Source organism: Staphylococcus sp. NRL 16/872 (assembly GCF_022815905.2).
In the GTDB taxonomy this organism is placed as follows: domain Bacteria; phylum Bacillota; class Bacilli; order Staphylococcales; family Staphylococcaceae; genus Staphylococcus.
In genome coordinates, this window is the sequence record NZ_CP119327.1 from 604,381 (window position 1) to 629,369 (window position 24,989).

Below are 24,989 nucleotides of genomic sequence, written 5' to 3' on the forward strand. Positions count from 1 at the left end.
GGGGAATTGAATTGAGAATTATAATTGCAGATGATCATGCAGTTGTTAGATCTGGGTTTTCAATGATATTAAATTTTCAGGAAGACATGGAAGTTGTGGCAACGGCTGCCGACGGGGTAGAGGCCTATCAAAAAGTAATGGAATACAAACCTGATGTTCTTATCATGGACTTAAGTATGCCACCAGGAGAATCTGGTTTAATCGCCACAAGTAAAATTGCTGAAAGTTTTCCGGAAACCAAAATTTTAATACTAACAATGTATGATGATGAAGAATATTTATTTCATGTACTTCGTAATGGTGCTAAAGGATATATCTTAAAAAACTCACCTGATGAACAATTAATATTGGCAGTACGTACGGTATACAAAGGTGAAACATATGTAGATATGAAATTAACAACGTCGTTAGTCAATGAATTTGTTAATCATACGAATATAGACGAGGCATCTACGAATGATCCTTTTAAAATTCTTTCTAAACGAGAATTAGAAATATTACCATTAATAGCCAAAGGATATGGTAATAAAGATATAGCGGAGAAATTGTTTGTTTCAGTTAAGACAGTTGAAGCACATAAAACACATATCATGACTAAATTGGGACTGAAGTCTAAGCCAGAATTAGTAGAATACGCATTGAAGAAAAAATTATTAGATTTTTAACTTAAAAAACATAATACAGAATACACTAAAAGCCATGAAGAAAGCGAGAATTGTAGCTTTCTTCATGGCTTTATATTTATGTAAAAAATAAATATAAAAATAGGGGGATTTCCCATTAGTATAAGGGAAAATCCTTATGTTCATTTTTTCACAAATTAACTAAAATTTAAATGTAATCAGTAATGTGATTGAAATATTATTTTTGACCTCTTTTAATATAACAATTACTGATAAAGAAAAAATGAAATAGTGAAGGTGAAAAAATGAAAAAAAATAAGGGAGTTTTTCAACTTACATTACAAACATTAAGTCTTGTAGTAGGATTTATGGCTTGGAGTATTATTTCTCCACTTATGCCTTATATTTCTCAAGATATTAAAGTTTCTCCGGAACAGCTATCAATCATTTTAGCTATTCCAGTTATTCTAGGTTCTATTTTACGTGTTCCATTTGGATATTTAACTAATATTATTGGGGCAAAATGGGTCTTCTTTTGTAGCTTTATAGTATTACTATTTCCTATCTTTTTATTAGGACAAGCTCAAACACCTGGGATGCTAATGTTAGCAGGGTTCTTTTTAGGTGTTGGAGGAGCAGTATTCTCAGTAGGTGTAACATCAGTTCCTAAATACTTTTCAAAAGACAAAGTAGGTTTAGCAAATGGTATTTACGGAGTAGGGAACGTAGGAACTGCAGTATCTTCTTTCTTAGCGCCACCTATAGCCGGGATTATTGGTTGGCAAACAACAGTTAGAAGTTACTTAATTATCATTGCGCTTTTTGCGGTTTTAATGTTTATTTTAGGTGATAATAAGGAGCCTAAAGTGAAAGTACCATTAATGTCGCAGATGAAAAAGCTATCTTCAAATTATAAGTTATATTACTTAAGTTTATGGTATTTTATAACATTCGGTGCATTTGTAGCGTTTGGTTTATTCTTACCTAACTACTTAGTGCATAATTTCGGAATTGATAAAGTAGATGCTGGTATTAGATCCGGTGTATTTATTGCTTTAGCAACGTTTCTAAGACCACTTGGAGGCGTGTTAGGAGATAAATTTAATGCTGTAAAAGTATTGATGTTTGACTTTGTTGTTATGATCATAGGTGCTATTCTATTAGGCATATCTAGCCACATCGCATTATTTACAATTGGCTGTTTGACTATTAGTATATGTGCTGGTTTAGGAAATGGTTTAGTATTTAAATTAGTGCCATCTTATTTTGCAAAAGAATCTGGCGCTGCTAACGGTATTGTTTCGATGATGGGTGGATTAGGTGGTTTCTTCCCACCACTAGTCATCACATATGTATCAAACTTAACAGGTTCAAGCCATTTAGCATTTATTCTATTAGCAATTTTTGGTATTTTAGCCTTTATTACAATGGGGCACTTATATAAGAAAGAATATGGTAAACACTCAATAACAACAAAATAACAAAAAACAAACGTAGGAAACATTGCTGAAAATGAATCCTACGTTTTTTTATTGAAAAAAATATTTGATTATTCAATGTTACTAATCAATTTCAATTTTAGTAGTATTATCTTCGTCTAAAGTTTCTTTAGGTAAAATAACTACTAAAATACCATCGTTGTAACTTGCTTTAATTTGTGACTCGTCGATATCTTCAAAATCGAATCTTCTAATAAGCTCACCACTTGCGCGCTCACTAAGCTGAACTTTCCCAGTTTGCTCAGAAACGTGTTTTTGAACGCTAATAGTTAGTGTTGAATGTTCATAAGTTAACTCAATTTCTGATTTATTAACACCTGGTAATTCAGCTTCTAAAATATATTGATTAGCTTGATTATAAATATTTGTTGGAAAAGTCTTTGATGAAAATTGATTAAATACTTGCTCACCTAAATCGCGAAATACATCTTTAGGATTATTTTTAAAAATAGATTGATCAAAAAAGTCTCTATTATTCATTATAAAATCTCTCCTTTAATAAGAGTTGAAATCACAACTGTTTAGTGAAAATTTTCAACTTCATTATATAAAGAGTATATCCTCACGTAAAGTAAAAGCAATTATAAAGAAGTATGTAAAAATGTGGATTGAAAAAGAACATGACAAAAGTTTGTAAATTATGTATAAAGTCTTTTATATAGATGAAAAGGATAATATAAGATGTGTGCTTTTGTCATGTGTGATGATTTATTCTGACGCATTAGCGAAGTTATTAGTAATGACGTGTCGTAAACTATGAACAAGTTCAGTTTCTTCTTCTTTAGAAAAGTTAAAGTCTTCAAATACTTGCTCAGAAATAGATTCTAATACAGGCTTAATTTTTTTACCATTTTCAGTTAAAGAAATTTGTAAATTGCGTTCATCTTCCTTTTCACGCATACGTTTAACATAGCCCTTTTTCTCTAATTTTTTTAAGAGAGGTGTAAGAGTTCCAGAATCTAAAAAGACACGTTGGCCAAGAGATTTTATATTTATTTTTTCATCATCTTCAATAGCCATAACAACCATAAAACTTGTATATGTTAAATCATGTTCTTTTAAATAGTAAGTATACTTTTTAATAACTTCTTTAGAAGTTACATATAATAAAAAACATAATTGTTTACTTAAATAGCTGTCCTTTACATACATATTTATCCCCCCTTAACTTATTTAAAGATAGTATGAACTAAAACTAATGTCAAGACTGTTGCCATAGTATTTTACAGAGTTTTTAAGAGTTTTAAAAACATGATAAAAGTACGTCTACAGAATATAAAAAAGTGTTGATTTATTTTGAATTAGAGATAAACTATTTAGTAGATTTTGTTACAAAAATATGTAATTACTTTAAAAAATTTGTTATTTCATTCATAATAATTTAGATAATAGAATTTCGACATTTTGAATAGGTAGATTAAAAGGAGACTCAAAATGAGTAAAAAGCAAATAATTATAAGAGTAGTAATTATATTTGCTATTTCTTTAGTTGTAGCTATCGCTTTTTTCTTTGGTATGAAAACGTATCAAGGACACAGAAATATAAAATTAGTTGATAGTTATTTAGAACAAAAGCATCTTACAGATAAAGTGAAATCTGAAAAAACGCTATACAGTGCTAAAAAGGGTGTTTATTATAAAGAAGTTATTTTTAAAGATGAACCAAACTTAACTTATGTTATTCAACCTATTGGTACGCGTAAAGGTATTTTTGCAGAAGGATTTGATACTGAAACTAAAAAAAGTATAAAAGGTGCCAAATATAATTACTTTAATCAAAATTTTAAACCTTAACATTAGGATTTAAGCTGTATTTAGACAATATAAAGTTGTCTATGTACAGCTTTTTTATATCTAAATTAATAATTTTTGTTAAATCAAATATTGCTAATAATAAATAGGTTAAAAAATTATATATCCCGTTTTTAAAATATTTGATATAATTAAGCGATGTCAGATGAAGGGGGTTCCAACATGGCTCTGTTCAAGAGAAAGATTAGTTTACCAATGCAAGTTTTAATTGCTTTGGTTCTAGGAGTAGTAGTAGGTTTATTATTGTTTGGACAAACGAATGTAGCAAATTATATTAAGCCTTTCGGTGACATTTTCTTAAATTTAATCAAAATGATCATCATTCCAATTGTATTCTGTGCATTAGCATTATCTATTTCAAATCTAGGGGATTCGAAAAAAATAGGTAGTTATGGATGGAAAGCAATTCTTTATTTTGAAATTATAACAACAATAGCTATCGCTATAGGTTTAATCATTGGCAACTTATTTAAGCCAGGTGCTGGTTTAGATCGTCACAAATTACCTAAAGGCGATATATCTAAATATGAAACATCTGCTTCAGCAGCAGAACATTCTACATATGGAAATCATTTTATTGATACCATTGTAAACATCGTACCAACAAACATATTTGAAGCATTAACTAAAGGTGAATTATTGCCTATTATCTTTTTTGCAGTGTTCTTCGGATTAGGGTTAGCTGCAATAGGAGAAAAAGCAGATCCTGTAAAAGGATTCTTAAATGGTGTATTAGAAGCAGTATTTTGGATGATTAATCAAATTTTAAAATTAGCGCCAATCGGGGTCTTTGCATTTATTTGTACTACTGTTATGACATTTGGCGCGACAGCATTACTTCCATTACTTAAATTATTACTAGTCGTTGTATTCGCAATGATATTCTTCGTAATTGTAGTTTTAGGTATAGTTGCTAAAATGGTTGGCATTAACATTTTCTCAATAATTAAAATATTGAAAGATGAATTATTACTTGCCTTCTCAACTTCAAGTTCTGAAGCGGTATTACCAATCATGATGAAGAAAATGGAAAAATTTGGAGCACCAAGGGATGTAACTTCATTTGTTATTCCGATTGGTTATTCATTTAATCTAGATGGTTCAGCATTATACCAATCTATCGCTGCCTTATTTGTAGCTCAAATGTATGGCATGCATTTATCAATTTCTGAACAAATTATTTTAATGGTGACACTCATGGTGGCATCTAAAGGTATGGCCGGTGTACCAGGCGTTTCTATCGTAGTGTTACTTACAACGCTAGGGGCAATGAATATACCTGCCCAAGGACTTGCGCTAATCATTGGTGTGGACCGATTATTAGACATGGTTCGTACATGTGTTAACGTTATAGGTAACGCACTTTCGTCAATCGTTATTTCTAAATGGGAAAACGTTTATGATAAAGAAAAAGGCGAAAAATATTTAGAATCAATTTAAAAAAAGAAATCTGACATTTTTTGTACCGAGTATTGATTTACTCGGTACTTTTTTGTTGGGAAAATTTGCATAAAAAATAACTTCATCGCAAAGGTGAATTTCATCTTCGTGCGAGGAAGTTATTATTTCAATTACATACCTTTCATGTCACCCATGTCATGGATCTTCATCATAAGTCCATGTGGTACATCATCGTGTTTGACTTTAGATATCCTTGAAAATTTATCTGAACCTTTTTCTTTTACAAGGAAGACAAAGTCACCTTTTTTAACATTTACATCTGCATTTGAAGGTAATTGAACATTATTTTCAATTTTTTCAGTTTGCTCACTTACCATTTTTTCAATGGTATGATTATCCTTCATATAACCATAATAGGTCTCTTTTTGGCCTCCAGTCATCATCATAACGACTAATACAACACATACAATAAGCATAATCGCACTTAAAGCAATGCCTAATCCTAAGCCTTTTTTATTTTTCATTATGTATCTCCTTTGAAAGTACTATCTCATTTATACAAAATATAGTATTGAAATGCAATAAAATATTAAAATCAATATATTCAAATGTGTCATTATTAGTACATAAAAATAAGGGAGGGGGACAGAAATTAAAATAATTTCGTCGTATCCCCAACTTGCTTTGTTTGTAGACTTTCTTTTCGAAAGTCTCTATGTTGGGGCCCCACCCGCCAGGCAAAGATAACTAGAATTGAAAAAAGCTTGATATAAGCGCATTTTCAATTCAGTTAGCTACTGCCAAATGTGAAATGAGGCTGAGACATTTTATCTGTCCCAGCCTCTTGAGATAGTTTATTATTTATTGTGTTAAAATTTATAGCTCAATAGTTACAGGTGTATCAATTTTATCGTCATTCATAAGTGTAATTGTTTTTGGGTTAACTTTTAATACACATAAATCTGGATCCTCTTTAGAATCAAAGAACGTTTTATCTTGTGTTTCCCATAACCAATCAATGACTTTTTGATCTTTCACAATTTCCATTGTGGCTTCTATTTCAACAAAACTATTATTTGTTGTTTCATTATATCCTAAAAGAATATAAGCATTAGGGTTGTTTTCAATTTCGTCTACTTTAGTAGTTTTCGTACTTGTCTTCGTATATAAATCTAAACCATCATTATAAAATACCATGTATCTACTATTTGGCTTATTGTTATAAGCAGTTGATAATACACCAATTTTAGACTCTTTTAAAACTTTTTCGATTGTTTGAGTAGCTTGTTGTTTATCCAAACTCATCATCTCCTTACTAAAATATATTACCTAAATGACGTAATATTAAACTTAAAGATAATAAATGAGTTAGACTGGTTTAATACATATATACTTCACTTCATCATGTTGTAATGTAATTTGAAATGTTGCATGATTTTTTTCTTGAATAAATAATTCAGTTTTTGGATGGTTAGAGCGATCTAATTGTTTCATAATGCTCTTTTCAATATAAACAGGCAAGTTATCTTGTGGCATTAAATGTTGTATAGAGCCATGTTCATTATTGAGCGTATTTACTATAAATAGTGAATTTTCGTTTAATTCATTTTGGAAATGATAGTGCTGTTTACTATCGGACAAATAGCGATCATTAATTTTATTAAAGAGAATAAAATGATAATTTCCATCTTTACGACTCATTAGATAGTTATTTGCAATGATAATGGGTTCATCTACAAAAGGTGTTATAAATTGATACAAATGCATGATGGGAAGGATACTTCCGTGATGATTAAATAGTGAAATATACATAGGATCATTTTCAATTAATTTATAACAAATGCCACCCCCGTATTTTAATAAAGCAGTTAAATGACATACTAAATCGGACAATTGTATCGGATGAGTACCATTATTTGTATATTTAAAACAGCGTAGCGAAAGACTGCTATATACAAATTGTGTTGAAGGTATTTTGGAATCTTCAATAAAACGTATATAGTTTTCAAAATGTGTACTTGCATGTGTAAAGCCCCGTTGTTTATCGATTAATACATTTTTTGTATTAATATTTTCAATATCTACAAAGTAATAGTCAAAGTTCATGCGATTCATAATATCGTAAGTTTCTTGTAAGGTGTCACATTGATGGAGTAAGCCATCGACGATTAAGCCGAATTTAATTGCACGATTTTTATTTTTTAACTTTAAATGGGCTATATGAATATCTTGAATAGTCATAGATTCAGTATCAAAAACGAGCATAAATTTAACCATTTTTTTATTCCATTGATAATCTCGATTACTCTGTAAAAATGAAATGATGAGACGATAAATTTCTTTGAATTCAGATTGATTTTTAATAGTAACTGCTAGACTAATTTTCTTTTCAAAAAGTTTCTCAAAACATCTATTTAACAAATTAAAATTGATTTGTTGCCCAAGAATGTCACTTACATCATTAATCAAAATAGCAGAATTAGGTAGATGAGAAAGTTCAATATTGTAAAAATCATTAAATACAAATTGAAATAATTCATTTGTATTTTGAAAATGAATAAATGCTTTCGAAGATTTAGTATTGGTTTGAGTTTCAATATTATGAATGTCAATATGAGTTGTTTCAGTGGTTAAATGATCCGTAAATTCAAATTGTGAAATTAAATCTAAATGTTTGTCTTCTATATAATGTCTAAATTTAATTTTAGGCATTGGCTCTAAACTATTTAATTTTGAACGAAATTGTTTGGGGTTATAGCCTAAATACTTCTTAAATTGATTTGTAAAATTTGTGTGACTACTAAAACCTGATAATTCAGAAATCGCAGTGATGGATTGATTTGTGGATAATAGTAGATTTAAAGCATGAATAATTTTTAAACTTGTATAAAAATCTTTGAAGTTCATATTAAGATAACGTACAAATAAATTGGAACAATAAGACTCAGAAATAACAGCATATTGAGCTAAATCTTGTAGAGAAATGTTATTAGTTATATTTTCATTTATTAATAATAAAATGTTCGATAGTATTTGATGATCTACCGACATTTTAGGGATGTAGCTCGTTTCGTTTCTAACTACGGCTTCTTTATAAAGTGTTTGAATGATTTTTGAGATGGCCTCTTCATCTTGAGGTTCATTGTTTGAAAAGTGAGTAATACTTTGCAAAATGATGGACTTAATAAATCGGTTAGATTGTAAAAGATGGCGATCAAAATAACAATTAAAGAACGTATTATCCTCTAAATAAAAGTATGCGACAGGGATTTTAAGTTCTATTAAATTTTTAGCCATTTCTATTTGATATAAATCACCTTGATTAATGATTGCAATGTGATTTTGTAAATCTTTGCTTTCTCCATTTATTGAAATAATTAACTCATTGGTTAGCGAAAAAAGTAAAATAACATGGTTAATATTACGTGTTGGTGCGGAAGTGATATGTTCATGTAAGAGAAGGTTGCTACTCATATATGTGTATCTCCTGATCGTTAGTATAGTTTTGAAAAATAATATCGTTCAACATGTTTTGAGGATAATAAAAGCTATTATAAATTAAAAGATAAGAAAAATTAATAGTGAAAAATAAAAACTTTTTAAGTAATTTATAATGAAAGCGTTAAAATTTTTCATCTATACACAATATAAATAAATTTTTAAGAATATAGCGTGATTGATTTGGAAATTTTCAATAGTGTAGGATAATTCTTTATATTGCATAATAAATATAGATTTCAAAGCAAGTTAACTTTATATCGAAGTAATCGTTAATGAAGTTCATTTTAATAATTAAAATAAGAAAGCTTGAAATCAATAATTTATGTATTAGTTCTGTCTTAACATCATTGAACAACATCATGAAGAATATTTAGCATCAAGAAACAAGCAACTAACAACTAAGAAACAACAACTAGACAAATTAAAATGCTATTCATGTGCATAGGTCAACAACAAATCTCATAAAGCTCATTTCATTTCATGCATTAAGAACAACATCAAGATATTCCAACACCCAAGTGAAACAACATGCATCAACTTCTCGTGTGGAATGAAATATCATTACTCTTAACTACATCAGGCCTAAACAACAAAGTAGAGGATGAAATTTTATGAGAGTAGTCAGTCATCACAACTTTGAATCCCTATACAACTTAGATTAAGAATATACACAAATGTACACATAGCACGAGGTATTAACAGTAGCCAAACAACGTATATTTAGAACTAGCTTAATTCCCCAGTTAATTTAAATATTAATATTAAGTATTTCAGTTTTACTTATATACCTAAATGTATGTATCATAAATGCTTTAAACATCAAGAAAATATTCCTCTTTAAGAAATTGAATAGAATTAATACACTACAGACTGAAGTTAAACTCGTTGAGGAGAAGCTTCAGTCTTTTATATTGACTATTTTTAATACGTGACTTTCTAATAAATAGGTAACATTATATTTTTGAGCTAAGTCTTTTAAAAATGTAAGCAACTCAATTTTAGTAATTGTCTCGTTTTGAAATTCATTTTTTAAAGTTTTAGATTTTTCTTTTTCCTCTTCAGTAGCATCATTTTTGAAATATCCCCACATATGGTCGTAAGCATTAATAATTGTGCCTTTTGTAGGATTCATTCTTAAAGCTTCTTCAATTTTTAATTGTACTTCTTGTAATGACGGAGATGATTTGAGTAATTCACGAATTTCGTTATAGTATTGTTGGCTATGAAGTAACACATGATACTTTTCCTCACGCCATAGCTTTTCAATATAACCACGTTCTTTCATAACATCACTCCTTTCTCGTTTCTATAGTAATTATTAATGTATTACCACTGCACTCAATATTTAATGTATAAGATAATAAAAAAGATCAAAATCCTATTATCAATGATAAGATTTTGATCTTATTTTTAAATAAATCATTCATTTTTCAAAGTTGCTGTTTACGCCACAAGAAGATACTAACAATCATTACAAGTATGAGTGAAATGCCGACAACGATCATCCATGAGAGATAACTTTTATCATCAATTGGAAGCGGCACGTTCATTCCAAAGAAACTAAAAACAAGTGTTGGCAATGTAAGTAAAACGGTAAATAACGTCAATGTTTTCATAATGTTATTCATTTCATTAGATAGTAATGAAGAGTATGATGTCGTAATACTTTCTAGGATACTTGTATAAAGTTCAGTTGTCTCAATCGCTTGGTTATTTTCAATCACTAAATCTTCAAGTAAATCCTCATCTTCTTCGAAACGTTTAATCGCTGGTAAGCGGAATAGTTTTTTAATAATAGTATCGTTCCCTTTTAGTGCGGCTAAGAAGTATACTAAACTTTTTTCAACTTCCATTAATTTGTAAAGTTGTTTGTTAGTAATATTATTTTTCAATTCACGTTCTATACGAATTCGTGATTTATTCAAAAGTCGTAAATTTCTGTTGTAGTGGTTAGAAATTGTTAAGAGAATATCTAATGCAAAGCGACTGTGATATTTCAAATTAACATTATCTTGGCGTGTATAATTTTCTAAGAATTCATTCTCAGCATCGCAAATAGTTAAAATAATTCCTTTTCCGATAACAATGCCTAAAGGAATGGTTACGAATGAAAGCACACGTCGATTCGTAGAGCTAACAATTGGTAAATCGACAATAATTAATGAGTAACCCGTATCCTCATCATATTCAATACGTGCACTTTCCTCGGAATCTAATGGATCTCGAATAAAGTCTTCAGGAAGATTATATTGTTCAATTAACTCCTCGATTTCTTCTCTATCTGGTTCTACAACATTAATCCATGATGCAGAACGATCTAACAGTGTTGTTTCAACAATTTCATTAGTCGTTGTATGTTTGTATGCAGTTAGCATGGTTAATGGTTCCTTTCATATTCAATTAGTCTAAGTTGTTTGAGTACGTGCGTAATGATTTTCTGCCATAATTCTTAATGGACCGTTGTAAACGATTTTGAAAATGTGTTGCGTCAATTCATCAACAGTAATACGATTGTCATCCTGTACCCAATATTTAATAGTGGAAATGGTGGCACCGGCTACATAACTATGAAAATACATTTCAGGGATGCCATCAATTTCATGATTAACACTTATATATTTTTGCATATTTTCCTTTATTAAGAAATAAATTTTATCTTCAAGCTTACTTTTTCTATTTAATTGAAGAATAGTATGGTAGAAGTCAATATTATCAGCAATATGTTGCAAGATCTTCGTTAACGTATTATTTATAAATTCATCCGCGATATTTTCTGGGGAACTAGCATTAAAATGATTGAATTGGGATAAAGACCATATTTCAGAAATATATTCATCTTCCATATCTGATAATAGCGTATATTTATCTTCATAATGTAAGTAAAATGTACCACGATTAATATCAGCTTGATTGGAAATATCTTGAACAGTAATTTTATCGAGATCTTTTTCTTTTAGTAGCTGTATAAAGGCTTTCTTTATTGCTGACTTTGTCTTTCTGATTCGCCTATCTTCTTTCATATATATCGACCTCCAATAAGTTATTAGACAAAAATAACTAATCTGTTCAAAACCATACGCTATTCGCATAATTGATTATTGTTTATTTTTGACTACCTCATTATAATTTACAACGTATTAAATATTCAACACATTGTTCAATAAAAAATAGGAGGTATTAGAAGATGCATATTTTCAAAAGTATTTTACTTTGGGCTACACCTTTAGCTGCGATTGCTTTATTAGTTATCTTTTCTTTAGCATTTTATCCAGCATTCAATCCAAAACCTAAAGAAATGCCAATTGCAGTTGTAAATAATGATAAAGGCGTAGATATCCAAGGTCATAAAGTAAATATTGGTAAAAAAATTGAAGATAAATTAATGGATAGTCGTTCTGAAACAATTAAATGGATTAACGTAGACGACGAATCAGATATTCAAAAAGATATGGAAAATGAAAAATATTATGGGGTTGCTATTTTTGATGAAGACTTCTCAAAAAATGCGATGAGCAAAACGCAAAAAGTAGTCATGGATAGCAAAAAATCAGAAATGCAACAAAAGGTTGAATCAGGAGAGGTTCCACCTCAAGCAGCAAAAGAAATGCAAGAAAAAATGGGGAATAAAAGTGTTGATGTAAAACAAGCTACTTTCAAAACAATTGTTAACAAAGGCGTTAGCATGCAAGCATCTCAAATGGTGTCAAAAGTTTTAAGTGGTATGGGCGATAATTTGAATAATCAAATTACTAAACAAAGTATCGATACGTTATCTAAACAAGACGTAAAAGTAGACGCATCTGATATTAAAGGCATTACAAACCCTGTTAAAGTTGATAACCAAGACTTACATTCAATTGCTAGCCATCAAGGTGGCGGTAATGCAGCATTCTTAATGTTTATGCCAGTATGGATGGGCTCATTAGTATCATCTGTATTATTATTCTTTGCATTTAGAACAAGTAATAATGTCGAAAGGAAACAACGTATTATTGCTTCATTAGGACAAATTGTTGTAGCAGTCATTACAGCGGTATTAGGAAGCTTTAGCTTCGTTTACTTCATGCATGGTGTATTAGGATTTGACTTCGGTTTAGGTCATATTAATCGCGTAGCATTATTCTTAACAATTTCAATGTTAGGATTTATCGGTTTAATCTTAGGAATTATGGTTTGGTTAGGTATGAAAGCTTTACCAATCTTCATTCTACTTATGTTCTTTAGCATGCAACTTGTTACATTGCCTAAAGAAATGCTTCCAAAAAAATATCAAACTTGGGTATATAACATCGATCCGTTTACACATTATGCTAATTCTTTAAGAAGAATTATTTACATGAATGAGCATCTTACTATGAATACAACAACTTGGATGATGGTTGGCTTTATGATCTTCGGTGTAATTTCAGTTATTGTATCTGCAATGGTTAGAAAACATAGTACAAAACGTACTGAAGTACCATCATAAGAATAATTTGAGAAACCTTAGTTTAGCCAAAATAATGGTTAAACTGGGGTTTATTTTTCAAGAATTAAAATCTGAAAATTTAAACTTTAATATATCGGTTGACTATTTTTTGAAAGAGAGTATTATATTCGTTAGATATCTAACTAAATGGAGTGAGGATATGGAAGCAACATATCAATACTTAATCAGAATGTTAGCACATGAAATGAAAAATTACGCTGACAGAAAATTAGATGAGTATAATGTGACCCAAGAACAAAGTCATACGCTAGGTTATATCTATCGACATAAAGACAAAAGTATCACGCAGAATGAATTATTAAAAACGTTTCAACGTAAGGGCTCAACGGTAAGTTCCACTTTAAAGAGTTTAGAGAAAAAAGGCTTGATTTATCGCACGGTTGATCCTGATGATTCAAGACGTAAGAATTTAAAACTTACTGAAGAAGGCAATCGTTTAGTAGAATCGTTTGTTAGTATTTTCGATGAAATTGAATTGATTTTAGTTAAAGATTTTGAGGACAGCGAGAAAGAACAATTGAAGTCACTTTTTGAAAGAATGTATGAAAATATTAAAAATGCAAATTAAATGCAAGTACGGGACAATACACAACATTTAACTTGAGTTAAGTCCCGATTATTTTTGGATATATAGTTAGGTATCTAATTATTAGATATCTAAGATAAAAGGAGATTATGGAAATGAAAGACGAGCAATTATATTATTTTGAAGAATCACCGATATTTAAAGCGATGATGCACTTTTCATTGCCAATGATGATTGGTTCATTATTAAGTGTTATATATGGTATTTTAAACGTTTACTTTATTGGATTTTTAGACAACAGTCACATGATTTCAGCCATTTCACTCACATTGCCTATCTTTGCAGTATTAATGGCTTTCGGTAATTTATTCGGTGTAGGTGGAGGAACATATATTTCACGTTTACTCGGTGCCAAAGATTACACAAAGAGTCATTATGTAAGTAGCTTTTCAATCTTTAGTAGTTTTATTTTTGGTGTTATCATTGCTATCATTGCAACACCATTCACAGATCAAATTGCTAGCGTGTTAGGTGCTAGTGGTCAAACATTAAAATTCACAAGTGATTATTTGAAAGTTCAATTTTTAAGCACACCATTTGTTATTCTATTCTTTGTCTTAGAACAATTTGCACGTGCGATTGGTAAACCAATAATTTCAATGATTGGTATGATTTCAAGCGTAGTATTAAACATGATTTTAGATCCTATTTTAATCTTTGGTGTCCACTTAGACGTAGTAGGGGCAGCATTAGGTACAGCCATTTCAAATTTAGTAGCCGCGTTATTCTTTATTATCTATATTGCAATTAAAGATGATACGTTATCATTAAATATCAAACACGCTAAACCCACTAAAGAAATGGTACAAGAAATCTTTAAAATAGGTATTCCAGCATTCTTAATGGTTGTCTTAATGGGTGTTACAGGTTTAGTGGTCAATTTATTTTTAGCACATTACGGAAACTATGCTATTGCAAGTTACGGTATTTCATTCAGACTTGTGCAATTCCCAGAATTAATTATTATGGGATTATCTGAAGGTGTTATTCCATTAATTGCATATAACTTCGTTTCTAATAAAACGCGTATGAAAGATACAATTAAAGCAGTTATTTTATCTATAGTAGCTATCTTTGCGGTATGTATGACAATCGTATTATTATTCGGTCATTCAATCGTTCAATTATTTAGCACTGATCCACAAATCGTGACATTAGCTACATTTATCTTAAAAGTCACTATGACATCTTTACTATTAAACGGAATTGGTTTCTTATTTACAGGAATGCTTCAAGCAACAGGGCAAGGACGTGGCGCTACAATCATGGCTATTGCTCAAGGTACTGTCATTATCCCAGTACTCTTCGTACTTAACGCTTTATTCAGCTTACCAGGCGTTGTTTGGTCATTATTAATTGCTGAAACAATTTGTGCATTATTAGCTATGTTAATTGTTTACTTATTAAGAAATCAACTTACTGTCGATAAACAAGCGCTAATTGAAGAATAATTATTTTTTGAAAATGAAGAACATAAAATTGAATAATTATTAAAATGTAAAAAGAGAACCTGAAACATTATCAAATGTCTCAGGTTCTTTGACGTTTTGAAAGTAACTAACTGTATTAAAAATACGCTTGAATCGGGCTTTTTTATCAACTACATTTTTTTGGATAAAAAGTGACAAATTAGAATTATTATTGTTAAAAAGTAAACATTATTTTATCATTATTAAATGAGCAAAATTTTATAGGAGGATGTCAATAGTGAAATTAAAGCGAAGTTCGAAAGTAGCTTTAGCCATCTTAATGATGTTTTTATTTATGTTGGTTCCCAATTTTCAACATATCGCATCAGCACATGCTACATTAGAAAAAACCACACCTTCACAAAATGGAGTAGTCTCAAAGCATCCTGATAACATTGAATTAACTTTTAATGAACCAGTTAATGCGGACTATTCTGGTATCACCATTTATAATGATAATGGTAAAGAAATTGCTGAGGTGAAACCTTCAACAACGGGGCACTCTCAGACGTTAACTTTTCCTGCAGATAAAGTGGGACATGGGACCCACCAAATAGAATGGCATACGGTGTCAGCTGATGGACATGAAATCAGTGATCGTTTCGACTTCTCAGTCGGAAAGAAAACAGCTAATGGCGTAGATACGACTCCAGCATTCTATGAAACGCCTGACTTCTGGTTTGGTGTATTTCGATATATAGCTGAAGGCGCTACAATTATATTAGTAGGTCTTTATTGGTTGAACGGTATTGCACGTCGTAACAATCTGTCGACGTTTGATGTCTTCCCAAGACATATCGCAGTATCATTAATGATGATGATGGCCTATTTAATGTCGCTAGTATTATATTTAATGACATTGTCATCAGACGTATTAAACGATGTATTGTCGCTTAATCCAAGTGCACTCGTGCAATTCCCATACATTTTAAGTTCAATTGCACTGATTATATTAAGCGGTCTCTTCGTATTAAGAAATATGGAGAAATCGTGGTATTGGATTGTATCGATTGCGATGATTTTAGCATTGAGTATGTCAGGTCACGCGTGGTCTCAAAGCGTGCCACTATGGTCAATTATTTTAAGAACCTTACATCTTGCAGGTATTAGTTTATGGTTAGGGGCACTTATCTATCTACTGACTTCTGTTTTCACTCGGAAAAGGGATGCCGTAGATTTACTGCGCGAAATCTTATTTAAAGTTAATGTCGCAGCCGTAACAGTCATTATTCTGTCAGGTATATTAATGTCTATCGATGAAACGAAAATATTATCAATTTGGCATAATATGCAACCTTGGACAGTGTTCTTAATTATAAAAGTAGTAGGAACATTAATTATGATGGCATGTGGTTTCATGCAAACGACACGTGCATTAAATAAACGTAATAGAGTAAATAAAGTTTCATTAATTATAGAAGTAACAATTGGCTTATTACTTATAATAGCAGGTGTTGTAATGAGTCAAATTAGTATTCCATAGTAAGGAGATATAAAGATGATTAAAAAATTATTAGCCACGAGCTTAGTGCTTTTCTTTTCAATAGGTTTCTTTAAATTCGCAGATGCGCACGTCACATTAAATCCTAAAGCAGTGGATCCAGAATCTTACGAACGTGTGGATGTACGTGTGCCAGTAGAACAAAAAGATCACACTGAAAAAGTAGAATTAGAAGTGCCTAAAGAGGTACAGGTTGTTAATATTCAGCCAGTAGACGAATATAAATACAAATTAGATAAAGATAAAAAAGGAAATATTACTAAAATTACTTGGACAGCAAAAGGTAAAGGTATTGGACCAGATGAATTTATCGATTTACCCCTTATCTTAGCAAGTCCTAAAGATGAAGGTAAATATTCATTTAAAGCCATTCAATCTTATGATAATGGCGATAAAGTGAAATGGGTAGGTAAAGAAGATAGCGAACACCCAGCGCCAACATTAGAAGTTAAAAAAGATGCGAATGCTGTAGCAGTGAAAGACGATAAATCTGAAGATGATAAGAAAGCAAGTGAACAACAATCTTCAGGTGGTTCAATTGCATTATGGATTATCTCAATCGTTGCAATAATTCTTTCATTAGTTGCATTATTTAAACACGCTAGAAATAAATAATTTTATATTTGAAAAAAGGACAATTTCTATTGGTAAATCATAGAAGTTGTCCTTTACTTATACATTTTTGCGTTAATTGTCATTTATTCTTACTTTAAACTAAATGATAATCAATTATAATAGTCATGTGAGGGAGGATTTTGACATGCGTAGATTATTATATGCTTTTTTAGTCTATATGATTATTGGACTATTGAGTGGGTTTTACTACAGAGAATTAACTAAAGCGCATCATTTTACGGGCGATACTCAATTAGCTGTAGTCCATACGCATACCCTAATTTTAGGGATGTTTATGTTTTTAATATTGCTTCCACTTGAGAAAGTATTTAAATTAAGTAGTTATTACCTATTTAATTGGTTTTTCATCATTTATAATATTGGAGTTGTAGTTACTATAGGAATGATGATAACTAAAGGGACTTATCAAGTCATTGGTAAAAGCTTTTCACCTGAAGCTTTTGCTGGTTTTGCAGGTATTGGTCATACAGGCATGCTAGCCGGTTTATTATTACTATTTTTCTTATTACGCCAAGCTATTTTGAAAGAACCTAGAGATTAATGTATAAGGATTTAGGAGTAGGACAGAATTTAATGTCTTGCTCCTTTTTGTTTTTGAAAATAAATGATAGCGAGGTATTATTACCTATTATAATGTAGGGATTTCTTCACCAAGATTAAAACATGTAGTATAATGTATAAGAATTAGTGATAATTATTATCATTTAGTTGGGAAATGACTTAGGAGGCAATTATAATGCAAGATGTAACAATCATTGGGGGAGGACCAGCAGGACTTTTTGCGAGTTTTTATTCTGGTTTACGAGGAATGTCAGTTAGAATCATTGATGTACAAGATAAATTAGGCGGTAAAATGCAAATCTACCCTGAAAAAATTATTTGGGATATCGGTGGCGTAGCACCAAAACCTTGTTATGAAATAATAAAGGATTTGATTGCGCAAGCTTTACATTTTAATCCTGAAGTTAACTTAAACGAACGTGTCATAGATATTCGTAAAGTAGAGGAAAGACATTTTCAAATTGAAACGGATAAAGGCCATGTTTATGAATCTAAAGCTGTGATATTTGCAGTAGGTGGAGGCATTATTAATCCTAAACCCTTAAATATTAAAGGGGCTGAACGTTATAATATGACTAACTTACATTATGTGGTTCAGTCATTGTCAAAATTTAAAGGTAAAGATATTTTAATCTCAGGTGGTGGAAATACTGCGCTTGATTGGGCACGTGATTTAGCTGGAATAGCGAAATCAGTGACATTGATTTATAGAAAGCCAGAAATACGTGGTTATGAATCGATGATCAAAGTATTACAAGATTTAAACGTTAACCTGATGCCTAAAACTCAAATCAAAGAATTGATTGGTGATACAGAAGATAAATGTATCCATAAAGTTGAACTTGAAAATATTGAAACGCATGAAGTTCAATTAATACCATTTGATGATGTGATTATAAGTCATGGTTTTGATCATGAGAATCCATTATTGGTTGAATGTTCTTCAAAACTAGATTTATATGATGAATATCGCGTTAAAGGGTTAGGAAATACTACTACGAATATACCTGGTATTTATGCATGTGGAGACGTGGTTCATCATGAAGCGAAGGTGCATTTAATTGCAAGTGCATTTAGTGATGCGGGTAATGCGGCTAACTTAGCTAAGACTTATATTGAACCTGATGCTGCTAATGAAGGATATGTATCAAGTCATAATGATATATTTAAAGAATCTAATAAAGCAGTAATTAATCAATATTTATAAATAATAAAAGGGGATGTACAATGATTCGTTTTTCTAAAGAAGTACCTGAGGCACAAGCATACTGTGATTTAAGAGTAAAAGCAGGCATGAGCTCTAAATCTCTGGAAGCGGCACGTAAAGGATTACCCAATGCGTGTTTTACTATTACGATTTACGATAATGATAAGTTAATTGGTATGGGAAGATTAATTGGTGACGGGGGCACTGCTTTCCAAATAGTAGACATTGCCGTTGATCCAGAATATCAAGGACAGGGCCATGGCAGACAAATCTTGGAGAAGATTATGACATATATTGAGTCAGTTGCTGAAAAAGGCACATATGTAAGCTTAATAGCAGATTATCCAGCAGATAAGTTATATGAGAAGTTTGGCTTTCAATCAACTGAGCCTAAATCAGGTGGCATGTATCAAATATATTAAAAAATAAGAGTGAGGGTCGCAGTGTAAAAATGCGATCCTCACTCTAACTATTTATTCAGCATTAAAATCTACGACAATGCGACCTGTATTTTTATGATTTAATACGGTTTCAAGGGATTCAGGTAATTCATCAAATGAAATAGAACGCTTAATCTCATTCAATTTATCAGCTTTTAAATCTGTAGCTAAACGACGCCATACGCGTTCACGTAATTTCATTGGCGTAAATACGGAATCGATACCGACAAGACTTGCGCCTCTTAAAATAAATGGAAAGACTGTCGCATTAAATTTAACGCCACCAGTCATACCAATTAGCGCCACGCCACCGTTATTATCAATACGGTTGATGACATAAGGTGTTCCCTCGCCACCGATAGGATCAATGGCAGCTTGCCAAGTACGAGAGCCTAATAATGAATCGTCATTTTCAGTGATGCGATCAATAATTTCTTTAGCGCCTAAATCTTCAATCTTTTTAGCAGCTTCTTTGTTACCTGTACTTGCGACGACTTTATAACCTAAATTAGATAGCATTAATACTGCAAGTGAACCTACACCGCCTGAAGCGCCACGGACAAGTACTTTACCGCCTTCAAGTGTCATAAAGCTAGCTTTTTCTAACTTTTCAATAGCTAAACCAGCAGTGTAGCCAGCTGTACCGTAAATCATAGCTTCTTCTAATGTTAGATTCTGTGGCAATTTTACGACCCAATCAGATTTAACGCGAGCATATTCACTAAAGCCACCATAATGACTTACGCCTAAATCATAGCTTGTTACAATGACTTCTTCACCTTCTTCAATTGTAGGATCATTAGATTCCACTACTTTTCCTGCTAAATCAATGCCTGGAACCATTGGATATGATTTGACTATATTATTATTATCAGTTGTGGCTAATGCGTCTTTATAATTAATACTTGAATAATGAACTTTAATTAATACGTCACCCTCAGGTAAATCATCTGTGGTCATTGTTTTAAAGTCGCTCTTCACGTTGCCATCTTTATCTTTATCAACTAAAAATGCTTTAAATTCTGTACTCATATCATATGACTCCTTTAAAAAATATTAATAGTTATAAATTGTTTACCCGTATAAATAGGATACTATGCTAAGAAGATCTTATTGAAACATTATATTTTAACTATTATTAATAAGACAAATGATAAAAATTATTGTAATTAAAATTAAAATAGAATTGTTGTTGACACAATGAGGGGACAAACATATAATTATTTTGATAATGATTATCAATTGAAACTAGATAAAATAAATCTACTATAATAATTGTGTTTTTGGGATATTTCATATTTTATAAAATGATTATTATAAATGAAAAATCAGTAGCGGTTGAATAATCACCTAAATTCTATTGAGGTGGACATATTATGAAAAAATTACCAACTATTTTATTAGCATCATCATTATTATTAGCAGCATGTGGTAACGATAACAATGGCAATAATGATCATAGTAAAAAAGATTCTCAGTCACAAAGTTCAAGTAGTAGTAAAAATAATGCGGCTTTAGATAAAGCTACGAAAGAATATAAAAAATATACAGATAAACAATTAGATAAATTCTTAGAAGGTACAGAAGAATTTGTGACTGCAATTAAGAATGACAATATGGAAAAAGCCAAAGAACTTTATCCTAAAGTACGTATGTATTATGAGCGCTCAGAACCAGTTGCTGAAGCTTTTGGTGACTTAGATCCTAAAATTGATGCACGTTTAGCGGATATGAAAGAAGAGAAAAAGGGAGATCAATGGACAGGATATCATAAAATTGAAAAATCACTGTATCAAGACAATAAAATTGATGCCACTACAAAAAAAGATGCTGATCAATTATTAAAAGATGCTAAAGAGTTGGACGCTAAAGCTGATACTTTAGATATTACACCTAAATTAATGTTACAAGGTTCAGTTGACTTATTAAATGAAGTATCAACTTCAAAAATAACTGGTGAAGAAGAAATTTATTCACACACTGATTTATATGACTTCAAAGCAAATATTGAAGGTGCCCAAAAAATCTACGACTTATTCAAACCTGAATTAGTGAAAAAAGATAAAAAATTAAGCGACGATATTCAAAAGAACTTTGATAAAGTGAATAGTTTATTAGATAAATACAAAGACGGCGACGGATTTAAAGATTATAGCGCTGTAACTAAAGAAGATAGAAAAGCATTATCTGATGCAGTGAACTCACTTGGTGAACCATTAAGTAAAATGGCTGTGGTTACAGAATGAGTAAAATAGATGATCAACAATCTACACAAGTTTCAAGACGTTCTTTTTTGAAAATGCTTGGAATTGGTGGAGCAGGTGTAGTTATTGGCGCAAGTGGGGCTGGAAGTATCTTTTCATTTAAATCGATGTTTGATACCCCAGAAGATGATAAAAAAGATGCTTTTGAATTCTATGGACGTGTACAAGCTGGTGTTACAACACCAACACAGAAAAATTGTACTATTGTAGCTTTAGATTTAAAAAGCAAAGACAAAAGTTTAATTAAAGAGATGTTTAAAAAATGGACCGCCATGTCTGTCAATATGACGGATGGGGCTCCCGTGGAAAAAGATAGTCAAAATGCGTTATTACCTCCAGTAGACACAGGGGAATCTATAGGTTTAGGTGCTAGTAGATTAACGTTAACGTATGGTGTTAGTAAATCATTTCTAAAAAAACTAGATATGTCATCTAAAATTCCAAAAGATTTTAAAGATTTACCTCATTTTCCAAATGATCAATTAGAAGAAGACTATAGTGATGGAGATATCATGATTCAAGCATGTTCGAATGATCCACAAGTGTCATTCCACGCAATTCATAATTTAATCAGACCTTTTAGAGATATTGTCAAACTGAGATGGTCGCAAAATGGATTCGTTTCAGGAAAATTAGAAGAAACACCTAGAAACTTAATGGCTTTTAAAGATGGGACTGTAAATCCTACAAAAAGTGATGAACTAAAAAAATATGTATTTATTGATGATGGATGGGCTAAAAACGGTACATACTGTATTGTAAGACGTATTCAAATTCACATTGAAACATGGGATCGTACGTCTTTAGAAGAACAAGAAGCAACGTTTGGACGAAAACGTGATACAGGCGCACCTCTAACAGGTAAAAAAGAATTTGATCACTTAGATTTAAAAGCAAAAGATGCGAGTGGTAATTACATTATTGATCCAAACGCACATGCACGTTTAGCACATGAAGCTAATACATCTATTAAACGACGTGCTTATAATTATAGTGATGGTACTAACGCTAAGACTGGTAACCTAGAAGTAGGATTAATCTTTACTTGTTTCCAAAAATCAACGCAACAGTTTATTGATATTCAAAATAATTTAGGTCATCGTGACAAATTAAATGAATATATTACACATAAAGGTTCTGCATCATTTCTTGTATTACCAGGTGTTCAAAAAGGAGGCTATCTAGGTGAAACACTTTTCGATTAAACTTCTTTTAGTAGTGGCACTTCTGTTCACAGTGCTAAGAATTGCACCAACACCAGTACATGCTGCAGATGACAATTCAATTAGTGATGTTTATGTTGCTATTACGGATGCGAAGTCTACGTTACAAGACAAGGATAAAAGTGATAAAGATAAACAAAAAGCAGTTAAAGATATTAAATCTAAAGTGAATGATTTAAATATAAAAAATACTAAAGAAGGTAAAAATGTTAAAGCTAAATTAAAAGATTTAGACCATACTTCTTCAACCGACAAACAAGCTGATCAACTTTCAGAATTAACCAAATCACTTATTGCCTATGAAAATGTAGAATCATCATCTGATATTTCTGGAGAAATTAAAGAATTAAAACAACAAGTTGACTCTAAAGACGCACAAATAAAAAAGGCTATCAAAACAAAAAATGACTCTGAATTACAATCAATTAATAATAGTCTGAATCAAATTTGGACTAGTCATGAATCTGCAATTCGTAACTATGATGAAGGTAAATACGGACAAATCGAAGTGAATTTAATGCAACTTCGTGTAGCTACGCAAAAAGAGCCTTTAGATACGAAGAAAGTTAAAAATGCATGGTCAACATTTAAATCTAGCATCGATACAGTGGACCAAAAACAATCCAGTGAAGAATCCGGTAAATATAAAGCTTCGCAATTGAACGATGAATTAGATAAAGCAATTAAAGGTATTGATGATAATAACTTAAATCAAGCTGATGAAGCGTTATCTAAATTCGTTCAAATATGGCCATATGTTGAAGGTAAAATTCAAACAAAAAATGGTTCATTATATACAACTATCGAAGATAAGATTCCATATTATCAAAGTATATTAGACCATAGTAATAAAGACCGAGTTAAAAAAGGATTACAAGAAATTAACTCAGATATTAAAGATACGATAGGTCAAGAAGGCTATTCTTTCGTTGATGTAATGATTATCTTCTTACGTGAAGGACTTGAAGTACTCTTAATCATCATGACGTTAACTACAATGACACGTAAGGTGAAAGATACGAAAGGTACTACAAGTGTGATTGGCGGTGCTATACTTGGTTTAATTCTAAGTATCACTTTAGCAGTTGTATTTATTCAAACGCTGGGTAATAACGGTATCTTGCGTGAGGGAATGGAAGCAACACTTGGTATTATTGCGGTTATTCTTATGTACGTTGTAGGTATTTGGATGCATCGTCGTTCAAGTGCAAAGCGTTGGAATGATATGATTCAAAATATGTATCAAAATGCAATTAGTAATGGTAACCTTGTTCTTTTAGGAACAATTGGTTTAATTTCAGTCTTACGTGAAGGTGTAGAAGTGATCATCTTCTATATGGGTATGATTGGTAGCATTACTACTAAAGACTTTGTTATTGGTATCGCATTAGCAATTGTGATCTTAATTATCTTTGCATTGCTATTCAGATTTATTGTCAAACTTATACCAATTTATTATATCTTCAGAGTGCTTTCAATTTTAATCTTTATTATGGCATTCAAGATGCTTGGTGTAAGTATTCAAAAATTACAGTTATTAGGTACTGTGCCACATCATGGTATTGAAGGTTTACCAACGATTAGTTTCATTGGTTTCTATCCAACGGTTGAAACAATTGTTGCGCAATTAATTTACATTGTGTTAATTATTTTCTTCATTTTCAAAAATAGAAAAGATAAAAAAGAACAACGTGGTAAATAAGAATTAAATAATATAAAGAATCCTCGAACTTAACACTATGAAAAAGTTCGAGGATTTTTGTATAGTTATGTTTAT

The 24,989-nt window shown here is 31.0% G+C and carries 24 protein-coding genes; 15 read left to right on the forward strand and 9 right to left on the reverse strand.

Annotated features, from left to right (window positions below):
- Window positions 1-11: 11 nt before the first annotated feature.
- Both nreC and MT340_RS02745 read left to right on the forward strand, forming a co-directional pair.
- Window positions 12-665 carry a nitrate respiration regulation response regulator NreC gene (nreC, locus tag MT340_RS02740; protein ID WP_243603563.1) on the forward strand — a complete coding sequence of 218 codons (654 nt, stop codon included), beginning with the start codon at window positions 12-14 and terminating at the stop codon, window positions 663-665.
- A 263-nt stretch (window positions 666-928) separates the two neighbouring features.
- On the forward strand, window positions 929-2,104 hold the full coding sequence (locus MT340_RS02745) for a nitrate/nitrite transporter (protein ID WP_243588691.1): 1,176 nt from the start codon (window positions 929-931) through the stop codon (window positions 2,102-2,104).
- 81 nt (window positions 2,105-2,185) lie between these two features.
- Here the strand turns inward: MT340_RS02745 and MT340_RS02750 are convergent, their stop codons facing one another.
- Both MT340_RS02750 and MT340_RS02755 read right to left on the reverse strand, forming a co-directional pair.
- Entirely contained in the window at window positions 2,186-2,602 is a 417-nt protein-coding gene (locus MT340_RS02750) for an Hsp20/alpha crystallin family protein (RefSeq protein ID WP_243588692.1), read from the reverse strand.
- Between the two features lie 228 nt (window positions 2,603-2,830).
- Complete coding sequence (locus MT340_RS02755) at window positions 2,831-3,274, reverse strand: MarR family winged helix-turn-helix transcriptional regulator (protein WP_243588693.1); 444 nt, start codon at window positions 3,272-3,274, stop codon at window positions 2,831-2,833.
- 282 nt (window positions 3,275-3,556) lie between these two features.
- Here MT340_RS02755 and MT340_RS02760 point away from each other — a divergent pair, with 282 nt between their 5' ends.
- Together MT340_RS02760 and MT340_RS02765 are read left to right on the forward strand one after the other, a co-directional pair.
- Window positions 3,557-3,916 carry a DUF3139 domain-containing protein gene (locus MT340_RS02760; protein ID WP_243588694.1) on the forward strand — a complete coding sequence of 120 codons (360 nt, stop codon included), beginning with the start codon at window positions 3,557-3,559 and terminating at the stop codon, window positions 3,914-3,916.
- Between the two features lie 180 nt (window positions 3,917-4,096).
- Complete coding sequence (locus MT340_RS02765) at window positions 4,097-5,374, forward strand: cation:dicarboxylate symporter family transporter (RefSeq protein WP_243588695.1); 1,278 nt, start codon at window positions 4,097-4,099, stop codon at window positions 5,372-5,374.
- A 131-nt stretch (window positions 5,375-5,505) separates the two neighbouring features.
- On the opposite strand, the gene MT340_RS02770 is transcribed toward MT340_RS02765, so the two are convergent.
- From MT340_RS02770 to MT340_RS02795, 6 genes are all read right to left on the reverse strand, one after another.
- The gene (locus MT340_RS02770; RefSeq protein ID WP_243588696.1) at window positions 5,506-5,859 is read right to left on the reverse strand and encodes a DUF4889 domain-containing protein; all 354 of its coding nucleotides are present in this window, start codon (window positions 5,857-5,859) and stop codon (window positions 5,506-5,508) included.
- Between the two features lie 352 nt (window positions 5,860-6,211).
- Window positions 6,212-6,634, reverse strand: a complete 423-nt coding sequence (locus tag MT340_RS02775; protein WP_243588697.1) for a pyridoxamine 5'-phosphate oxidase family protein — start codon at window positions 6,632-6,634, stop codon at window positions 6,212-6,214.
- A gap of 69 nt (window positions 6,635-6,703) precedes the next feature.
- Entirely contained in the window at window positions 6,704-8,809 is a 2,106-nt protein-coding gene (rsp, locus tag MT340_RS02780) for an AraC family transcriptional regulator Rsp (protein WP_243603564.1), read from the reverse strand.
- Window positions 8,810-9,734: 925 nt separating this feature from the next.
- Window positions 9,735-10,121 (reverse strand): YbgA family protein, encoded by a 387-nt coding sequence (locus tag MT340_RS02785; protein WP_243588699.1) that lies wholly within the window; start codon window positions 10,119-10,121, stop codon window positions 9,735-9,737.
- A 145-nt stretch (window positions 10,122-10,266) separates the two neighbouring features.
- Window positions 10,267-11,211, reverse strand: coding sequence for a magnesium transporter CorA family protein (locus MT340_RS02790; protein WP_243588700.1), 945 nt, complete (start codon window positions 11,209-11,211; stop codon window positions 10,267-10,269).
- A 30-nt stretch (window positions 11,212-11,241) separates the two neighbouring features.
- The gene (locus tag MT340_RS02795; protein ID WP_243588701.1) at window positions 11,242-11,856 is read right to left on the reverse strand and encodes a TetR/AcrR family transcriptional regulator; all 615 of its coding nucleotides are present in this window, start codon (window positions 11,854-11,856) and stop codon (window positions 11,242-11,244) included.
- A gap of 164 nt (window positions 11,857-12,020) precedes the next feature.
- On the opposite strand from MT340_RS02795, the gene MT340_RS02800 reads away from it, so the two are divergent.
- The 8 genes from MT340_RS02800 to MT340_RS02835 all read left to right on the forward strand — a co-directional run bounded on the left by MT340_RS02800 (window position 12,021) and on the right by MT340_RS02835 (window position 19,707).
- Window positions 12,021-13,304: a YhgE/Pip domain-containing protein gene (locus tag MT340_RS02800; protein ID WP_243588702.1), complete on the forward strand. Its 1,284-nt coding sequence runs from the start codon at window positions 12,021-12,023 to the stop codon at window positions 13,302-13,304.
- A 160-nt stretch (window positions 13,305-13,464) separates the two neighbouring features.
- Complete coding sequence (locus MT340_RS02805; protein WP_243588703.1) at window positions 13,465-13,893, forward strand: MarR family winged helix-turn-helix transcriptional regulator; 429 nt, start codon at window positions 13,465-13,467, stop codon at window positions 13,891-13,893.
- Between the two features lie 113 nt (window positions 13,894-14,006).
- Entirely contained in the window at window positions 14,007-15,362 is a 1,356-nt protein-coding gene (locus MT340_RS02810) for an MATE family efflux transporter (protein ID WP_243588704.1), read from the forward strand.
- Between the two features lie 253 nt (window positions 15,363-15,615).
- Window positions 15,616-16,863, forward strand: coding sequence for a copper resistance CopC/CopD family protein (locus MT340_RS02815; RefSeq protein ID WP_243590226.1), 1,248 nt, complete (start codon window positions 15,616-15,618; stop codon window positions 16,861-16,863).
- A 15-nt stretch (window positions 16,864-16,878) separates the two neighbouring features.
- Window positions 16,879-17,496 (forward strand): YcnI family protein, encoded by a 618-nt coding sequence (locus tag MT340_RS02820; protein WP_243588705.1) that lies wholly within the window; start codon window positions 16,879-16,881, stop codon window positions 17,494-17,496.
- 145 nt (window positions 17,497-17,641) lie between these two features.
- Window positions 17,642-18,058, forward strand: coding sequence for a DUF2871 domain-containing protein (locus tag MT340_RS02825; protein ID WP_243588706.1), 417 nt, complete (start codon window positions 17,642-17,644; stop codon window positions 18,056-18,058).
- 195 nt (window positions 18,059-18,253) lie between these two features.
- Window positions 18,254-19,285, forward strand: a complete 1,032-nt coding sequence (locus MT340_RS02830; protein ID WP_243588707.1) for an NAD(P)/FAD-dependent oxidoreductase — start codon at window positions 18,254-18,256, stop codon at window positions 19,283-19,285.
- Window positions 19,286-19,305: 20 nt separating this feature from the next.
- On the forward strand, window positions 19,306-19,707 hold the full coding sequence (locus MT340_RS02835) for a GNAT family N-acetyltransferase (RefSeq protein ID WP_243588708.1): 402 nt from the start codon (window positions 19,306-19,308) through the stop codon (window positions 19,705-19,707).
- A gap of 51 nt (window positions 19,708-19,758) precedes the next feature.
- On the opposite strand, the gene MT340_RS02840 is transcribed toward MT340_RS02835, so the two are convergent.
- Window positions 19,759-20,757 carry an acrylyl-CoA reductase family protein gene (locus MT340_RS02840; protein ID WP_243588709.1) on the reverse strand — a complete coding sequence of 333 codons (999 nt, stop codon included), beginning with the start codon at window positions 20,755-20,757 and terminating at the stop codon, window positions 19,759-19,761.
- Between the two features lie 344 nt (window positions 20,758-21,101).
- Between MT340_RS02840 and efeO the strand changes: the two genes are divergently transcribed.
- The 3 genes from efeO to MT340_RS02855 are packed head-to-tail and all read left to right on the forward strand — an operon-like array spanning window position 21,102 to window position 24,914.
- Window positions 21,102-21,971, forward strand: a complete 870-nt coding sequence (efeO, locus tag MT340_RS02845; RefSeq protein ID WP_243588710.1) for an iron uptake system protein EfeO — start codon at window positions 21,102-21,104, stop codon at window positions 21,969-21,971.
- A complete protein-coding gene (gene efeB, locus MT340_RS02850) occupies window positions 21,968-23,194 on the forward strand; it encodes an iron uptake transporter deferrochelatase/peroxidase subunit (RefSeq protein WP_243588711.1) in 1,227 nt (408 codons plus the stop codon). The genes efeO and efeB overlap by 4 nt, the downstream gene beginning before the upstream one ends.
- Window positions 23,175-24,914 carry an FTR1 family protein gene (locus MT340_RS02855; protein ID WP_243588712.1) on the forward strand — a complete coding sequence of 580 codons (1,740 nt, stop codon included), beginning with the start codon at window positions 23,175-23,177 and terminating at the stop codon, window positions 24,912-24,914. Before efeB ends, MT340_RS02855 begins: the two co-directional genes overlap by 20 nt.
- The last annotated feature ends 75 nt before the right edge of the window (window positions 24,915-24,989 follow it).